The 6511-nt window shown below is 70.5% G+C and carries 4 protein-coding genes and 1 tRNA gene; 1 reads left to right on the top strand and 4 read right to left on the bottom strand.

Annotated elements, in window-relative coordinates; all coding sequences use genetic code 11:
• Nucleotides 1-77 precede the first annotated feature (77 nt).
• The 4 genes from G6021_RS13965 to G6021_RS13950 form a co-directional block, all read right to left on the bottom strand.
• Nucleotides 78-2159: an acyl-CoA dehydrogenase gene (locus G6021_RS13965; protein WP_182617472.1), complete on the bottom strand. Its 2082-nt coding sequence runs from the start codon at nucleotides 2157-2159 to the stop codon at nucleotides 78-80.
• 118 nt (nucleotides 2160-2277) lie between these two features.
• Nucleotides 2278-2351 (bottom strand) — tRNA-Pro (locus G6021_RS13960).
• A 68-nt stretch (nucleotides 2352-2419) separates the two neighbouring features.
• Entirely contained in the window at nucleotides 2420-3406 is a 987-nt protein-coding gene (locus G6021_RS13955; RefSeq protein WP_182609467.1) for a metallophosphoesterase, read from the bottom strand.
• Between the two features lie 47 nt (nucleotides 3407-3453).
• Nucleotides 3454-5838: a transglycosylase domain-containing protein gene (locus G6021_RS13950; protein WP_182617476.1), complete on the bottom strand. Its 2385-nt coding sequence runs from the start codon at nucleotides 5836-5838 to the stop codon at nucleotides 3454-3456.
• Nucleotides 5839-6108: 270 nt separating this feature from the next.
• Between G6021_RS13950 and G6021_RS13945 the strand changes: the two genes are divergently transcribed.
• On the top strand, nucleotides 6109-6486 hold the full coding sequence (locus tag G6021_RS13945; RefSeq protein WP_170114850.1) for a WhiB family transcriptional regulator: 378 nt from the start codon (nucleotides 6109-6111) through the stop codon (nucleotides 6484-6486).
• Nucleotides 6487-6511: the final 25 nt, after the last annotated feature.

The raw sequence follows: 6511 nt of genomic DNA, 5'->3' as shown, positions 1-6511 counted from the left end.
GTGGACGGCCGCCGCGGTGCTGGCCGCGGTGGCCCTGTGCGCCGCGGTGGCGGCCGGGATCTGCGGTCAGCGGCCCGTCAACCGCGCTCGTCGGCTCCCGACGTGGTCTCGATGGGGGCGTCCACCCCGCCGTCGGTGAGCATCGGGACGTCGAAGACGAACTCGGGGATCGCGAAGGCGTCCACCAGGGTCCGCGCCTTGCCCGCGAGCTTGGTGCACAGGCGGTTGCGGGCGGCGGTCGCGGCCTTGGTGCGCTCGGTCGTCAGGCGGTTGTGCTCGAGGAACCACCCCTTGTCGCGGTCCACGATGTCCAGGACGTAGAGGTCGCACAGCGTTCCCAGGACCTCCTTGGCCTCGGGGTCCTCGCAGGCGTCCACGGCCTCGGCGAAGCGGGCGAACACCCAGCTGTCCATGTGCGCGCGCCCGGCCTGCAGCATGTGGTCCTGCGCCGAGTTGAACACCTTGAACGCCGCCGAGCCGTCCTCGCCCTGGGCCTTGCGCAGGCGGCGGGCGACCGTCTCCAACAGGTGCTCCTCACGGTCCACCAGCAGTTCCAGCTGGTTGCCGCGGTCGAGCAGGTCCGTGTTCTCCCGGTCCGTCACCGTGTCGATGAGCTTCTGCCACAGCGTCGACGCCCGGGCCTTCTCCTGCACCACGTCCACCGCGGTGGTGAGGGCGAAGGCCACGGTCTCGCGCTGGTCCATGTCCCCGAACTCCGCGGCGTAGGCGCCGAGCAGCTCTTTGGCCACCAACTGCGTCAGCACCACGTTGTCGCCCTCGAACGTCGAGAAGACGTCGCAGTCCCCGCGCATCTCGGTGAGCAGGTTCTCGGCCATGTACCCGGCCCCACCGCAGGCCAGACGGGCCTCGATGATGGTGTCGTTGGCGAAGCCCGTCACGGTGGCCTTGATCCCCGCGGCGTGGGACTCCATCTCGCGGCGCCGCTCGGCGTCGAACGCCTCCGGGTTCTTCTCGAAGTCGTGGAGCTCGGCGACGATCGCGTTCTGGGCGCACGCGTAGGCGTACGCGCGGGCCACCCGCGGCATCAGACGACGCTGGTGCTCGCGGTACTCGAGCAGCGGGATGCCCTTGCCCGTCGCGGGGTGGTCGAACTGGCGGCGGATCAGCGAATACCGCACCGCAAGCGCGAGTGAGGTCCGGGCCGCGGCACCGGCGGCCGCACCCACCGAGACCCGGCCGCGGATCAGCGTGCCGAGCATGGTGAAGAAGCGGGCACCGACGGAGTCGATGGGCGACGAGTACTGTCCGTCGGCGTCCACCGCACCGAACCGGTCGAGGAGCGCCTCACGGGGGACACGCACGTGGTCGAACATGATCTTGCCGTTGTCCACGCCGAGCAGTCCGCCCTTGTGCCCGTGGTCGGTCGTCCTGACCCCCGGCAGGTCGTTCCCGTCCTCGTCACGGATCGGCACCAACAGGCAGTGGACCCCGTGGCGGAGCTCCTCACCGCTCTCGGCGTGGGTGATGAGCTGCGCGAACACCGCGGCCATGGACCCGTCGCGGGCCGCGTTGCCGATGTACCACTTCTCGGAACTCGGAGTGGGGGAGTGGACGACGAACTCGTCGGTCTCCGGGTCGAAGGTGGCGGTGGTCTCGAGGTTCTGCACATCCGACCCGCCGCCGAGCTCGGTCATGGCGAAGCAGCCCATGAGGTCGAGGTTCATGACCCCCGGGAGGTACTTCCCGCGGGTCTCGTCGTCGCCGAGATTGGCGATGGCCCCGCCGAACAGGCCCCACTGGACGCCGGCCTTGACCATGAGGGACAGATCGAGGTGGCCGAGCATCTCGAAGGAGGTCAGCGCCCCACCGGTGTCCCCGGTGCCGCCGTCCTCGGTGCGGAACCCCAGCCCGGGCATGCCCGAGTCGGCCAGGCGCCTCATCTGGTCGAGCACATGGGCGCGGTGCTCCTCCATCGTGACCCCGATCGGGTTGAGCATGTCCGGGGTCATGGCCTCCCGCGTCATCCGGCGCGCGTCCGCCCAGCGGCCGTCGAGGACCTTCTGGAGCCCGGCGGCGAGGGCGGGGTCCCCCTGACCGGTGGTGGTGATGCGGCCGTAGTGGGGATGGCCCGTGTGGGTCGTCTGGGGGGCTGCCGCCCCCGGGGCCGCGGCGTTCTGGACGTCGGTCTGGGAGGTCATGACACGACTCTACGGATCGTCCACGCCGAAGTGCACCGGTAGCGCGGCCGGAATCGGACCGTCAGGGGACGCAAATGACCGAGGTCCCGGACCGTGAACGGCCCGGGACCTCGCATTGTCGGGGTGGCGGGATTCGAACCCACGACCTCTTCGTCCCGAACGAAGCGCGCTACCAAGCTGCGCCACACCCCGGTGACAACGAGGGATACTCTAGCGCCCCCCGGGTGATTCGCGAAACCGGGGTGATTCGCGAAACCGGGTCAGGCCGGCAGCGGCACCCGTTCGCGCAGCGGCGTCTCCGGCACCGTCGCGTCGTCTCCGCCACCGCCGGGTCCGGCGACCAGCTCGAGAAGTGTGGCCTCGGGCCTGCAGAACGTCCGGACCGGCACGTACGGCGAGGTCCCGAGTCCGGCGGACACGTGCAGGACCAGGTTCCGGCCCCACGCGGACAGGCCCTGCGCCCGCGAGCGGTCGATGCCGCAGTTGGTGACGATCGCCCCCGTGGGCAGGCAGAGCTGTCCGCCGTGGGTGTGGCCCGCCACCGCGAGGTCGTACCCGTCGGCGTCGAAACGGTCCAGTACCCGGGGCTCCGGGGAGTGGACCAGCCCGATCCGCAGGTCGAACGCCGGCCCGGCGGGTCCCTCGATCTCGCTGTAGCGGTCGCGACCGATGTGGGGGTCGTCGACGCCCGCCACCAGGACGCGCCGGCCGTCCACGACGATCTCCGCACGCCGGTGGGTGGCGTCCACCCAGCCCCGCTCGGAGAACGCCGCCTTGAGGTCGCGCCACGGCAGCGGGACGGACGAGTGCTTCTTCCGGCCGATCCCGAGGTAGGACAGGGGGTTCTTGGGCACCGGGGCGTAGTAGTCGTTGGAGCCGAAGACGAACGCCCCGGGCCGGCCGAGCAGCGGGCCGAGCGCCTGCACGACCGACGGCACCGCGCGCACGTCCGACAGGTTGTCGCCGGTGTTGAGCACCAGGTCCGGCTCCAGCCGCGCCAGTGCCGCCAGGAAGTCCTGCTTGCGCTTCTGGCCGGGCATCATGTGCAGATCCGAGATGTGCAGGATCTTGAGGGGCTCCGACCCCGGCGCGAGCAGGGGGAGCGAGTGGCGTCGGACGGTGAACGCGTTGCGCTCCCACCCCGAGGCGTAGACGGTCCCGGCCACGACCGCCCCCGCGAGGACGGCCGCCGCGCGGGCGGAGGGACTCGACGGGGTGCTCTGGGGCCGACGTGAGGGGCGTTGCATCGTTTCACTCTACCGGCGGTTGCGGGAACCCTCCCCGGCCGCGGCGACTACCTCGGGGGCGAGATGGTGATGGGTGCGAGCCCGGGGACGTTGAGGACGACGGGCTCGTCGCCGATCGCGGCCCCCGGTCCGGACGCGCCCTGGCCGTCGGTGCCCCGCGCCGCGGCACCGCCACCGCCGCCCGAACCGTCGGAGACGCGGAGGGTGATCTGGGATCCGGGGATGCCGGTCCCGCCGTCGAGTCCCACGACCGTCCCGTAGGGGCGTCCGGTGCCGGACACGAACTGGGTGTTGACGACGAATCCGGCTCCGGTGAGCAGGGAGGTGGCCGCCGACTGGCTCATCCCCTCGACATCGGGTGTCCCCGCCCCGCTGGTGCCCGCCTGGAACGCGGGATCCGGCGCGGGCAGCTGGACCGGGCCGTAGATCTGGGCGATCGGGGCGAACGCGGAGAACCAGGTGTTGGCCGGCTCGAGACCGCCGAAGAGGTTGCCGTACGAGCACTGCCGCAGCGGGCTGGTGCACAGCTCGCTGGTGGTGGTGCCGTCGTTGAAGGCGTAGACGGCGGCGGAGTAGTGGTTGGTGAAGCCGAGGAACGCGGAGGAGCGGTTGGCCTCGGTCGTCCCCGTCTTGCCCGACATGGGGAGGCTCCACCCCGCGGCACCCGCGGCGCCCGCGGCGGTGCCGGCCCCCACGTGGTCCTTGGACAGGGCCACCGAGAGCGTGTCCGCCAGCCCCGGCTCGACCACCTGCTCACACCCCGGCTCGCTCAGCTCGACCGGCTTGCCGGTGCGGTCGGTGATCGACTCGACGGGGCTCGGCGGGCACCACATCCCGCCGGAGGCGAGGGTGGCGCCGACGTTGGACAGTTCCAGCGCGTTGACGGCCGTGGGCCCGAGGGTGAACGACCCGAGGTTGTTCTTCTTGATGAACCCGGCGATCGAGTCGCCGTCCGCCGCGGTCCCCTTGCGGTCGTACGACCGCATACCGAGCCGCACCGCCATGTCCACGGTGGGGGCGACCCCCACGTCCTTGATGAGGTTCACGAAGGTCGTGTTGGGCGACTGCGCGAGCGCGTCCGCGACGGACAGGGAACTCGGGTACGACCCGGCGTTCTCCACGCAGTACTGGGCGGGCGGGCACCCGCGCGCGCCGCCGGAGCCCAGGCCCGAGACCTGGACGCGGCGGGGGACGGCCAGGCTGGTGTTGGTGCCCATGCCCTTCTCCATGGCCGCGGCCACCGTGAAGACCTTGAACACCGACCCCCCGCCGTCGCCGACCAGCGAGAACGGCTGCGGCTGGACGGTCTGGCTGTCGCCCAGTTCCAGGCCGTACTGGCGGCTCGAGGCGATCGCCACGACCTTGTGGGACTCCCGGCCGGGGCGCACGACGCTCATGACCTCGGCCACGCCCTGGCCCGTCGGATTGCCGTAGGTGTTGAGCGACCGCTGCACCGAGTCGTGGACGGTCGGGTCGAGGGTGGTGCGGATGGTGTACCCGCCCTCCTGGACCATCTCCCGGCTCAGGCCGTTCTGGTCCAGGTAGTCCAGCACGTAGTCGCAGAAGAACCCGCGGTCACCGGCGGTGATGCAGCCACGGGGAAGCGAGTTGGGGCGCTCCAACACACCGAGGGGTTCGGCCGCGTAGGCCGCGCCCTCGGCCGGCGTGATCGCGCCGGTCTGGACCATGGTGTCGATGACGGTGTCGCGGCGGTTCTTGGTGTCCTCGGGGTTGGTGTACGGGTTGAACATGCTGGTGGACTGGATCATCCCCGCGAGCATGGCGGACTGCGGCACGGAGAGGTCCGAGGCGTCGACGCCGAAGTAGGTCTGGGCCGCGGTCTGGACCCCGAACGACCCGTTGCCGAACGAGATCAGGTTGAGGTACTTGCTGAGGATGTCGTCCTTGCTCATCTCGCTGTCCAGCGTGAGCGCCATCCTGATCTCTTTGATCTTGCGCGCCGGGGTGGTCTCCACGGCCGCGCGGCGTTCCGCGTCGTTCTCCGCGGAGACGAGGAACTGGTAGTTCTTGACCAGCTGCTGGTCGATGGTCGAGGCGCCCTGCTGCACGTCCCCGGACGTGGCGTTGGTGAGCGCCGCGCGGATCGTGCCCCGCCAGTCCACACCGTTGTGGTCGGCGAACCGGCGGTCCTCGATCGCGATGATCGCCAGCTTCATGTTCTGCGAGATCTCCTCGCTCGGGACCACCACCCGCTGCTGGTCGTACAACCAGGCGATGGGCGTCCCCTCGGAGTCGGTGACCGTGGAGATCGACGGGAGATCGCCCTTGATCAGGTCCGCCGAGGTCCCGGACAGCGAGTCCGCCATCTTGTTGGAGGCCAGCCCCGCCGCCCCGGCGATCGGGAACAAGGACCCGGCCGCCACCACCCCGGCCGCGACACAGGTCGCGACCAGCTTTCCCAGCGAACTCATAGCCGACACGGGGCCAGAGTACGTGAACACCCCTGTCCCGCCACCCCGTGAGGCGTCCGCAGCACACGACTCTTTACTTCTGTTGTGTGACTACGGTAACAATATGAGGGAACGCGGGACGTTTCGAACCCGGATGATGTCGTGGTCCGACGGCACTCACGGCCGAGAGGCTCCCGTGGACACCGTGGGCCCGCCGCGCCGGGTGGGTCCAGAAGGCCGGAGGCGTGTACGGCAACCCGTCCGCGACTCCACACAGACAGGGGTACATCGATGACGGCCACCCTTCCCGGGACCTCCCGCACCGACGACGCCGGGGTCCGCCCCGGTTCAAGCAATCCCCTCGGGTCCGAGGAGACGATCATCGGGGAGGGGCGCCAGGAATGGGTCGCCCAGGCCCGGTGTAAGGACATCGACCCGGACGAGCTCTTCGTCCGCGGCGCCGCGCAGCGCAAGGCGGCCTCCATCTGTCGCCACTGCCCGGTCCTCCTGCAGTGCCGGGCCGACGCGTTGGACAACCGCGTCGAGTTCGGGGTCTGGGGCGGGATGACCGAGCGTCAGCGCCGCGCTCTGCTCAAGCAGCATCCCGAGGTACGGTCCTGGGCCGACTTCTTCGCCCAGCAGATCGAGCGGCACACCGTCATCTACTGACGTCACCTGATCGGCCCCGTACCCC

The sequence above is a fragment of the Dietzia sp. CW19 genome, assembly GCF_014145265.1.
Lineage (GTDB): Bacteria > Actinomycetota > Actinomycetes > Mycobacteriales > Mycobacteriaceae > Dietzia > Dietzia natronolimnaea.
This window is presented reverse-complemented; position numbering and strand designations above follow the sequence as displayed.

What these genes read in the sequence shown, in the direction of transcription:
- G6021_RS13965 (WP_182617472.1), bottom strand. Translation starts at nt 2,159, where the DNA reads ATGACCTCCCAGACCGACGTCCAGAACGCCGCGGCCCCGGGGGCGGCA.
- G6021_RS13955 (WP_182609467.1), bottom strand. Translation starts at nt 3,406, where the DNA reads ATGCAACGCCCCTCACGTCGGCCCCAGAGCACCCCGTCGAGTCCCTCC.
- G6021_RS13950 (WP_182617476.1), bottom strand. Translation starts at nt 5,838, where the DNA reads ATGAGTTCGCTGGGAAAGCTGGTCGCGACCTGTGTCGCGGCCGGGGTG.
- G6021_RS13945 (WP_170114850.1), top strand. Translation starts at nt 6,109, where the DNA reads ATGACGGCCACCCTTCCCGGGACCTCCCGCACCGACGACGCCGGGGTC.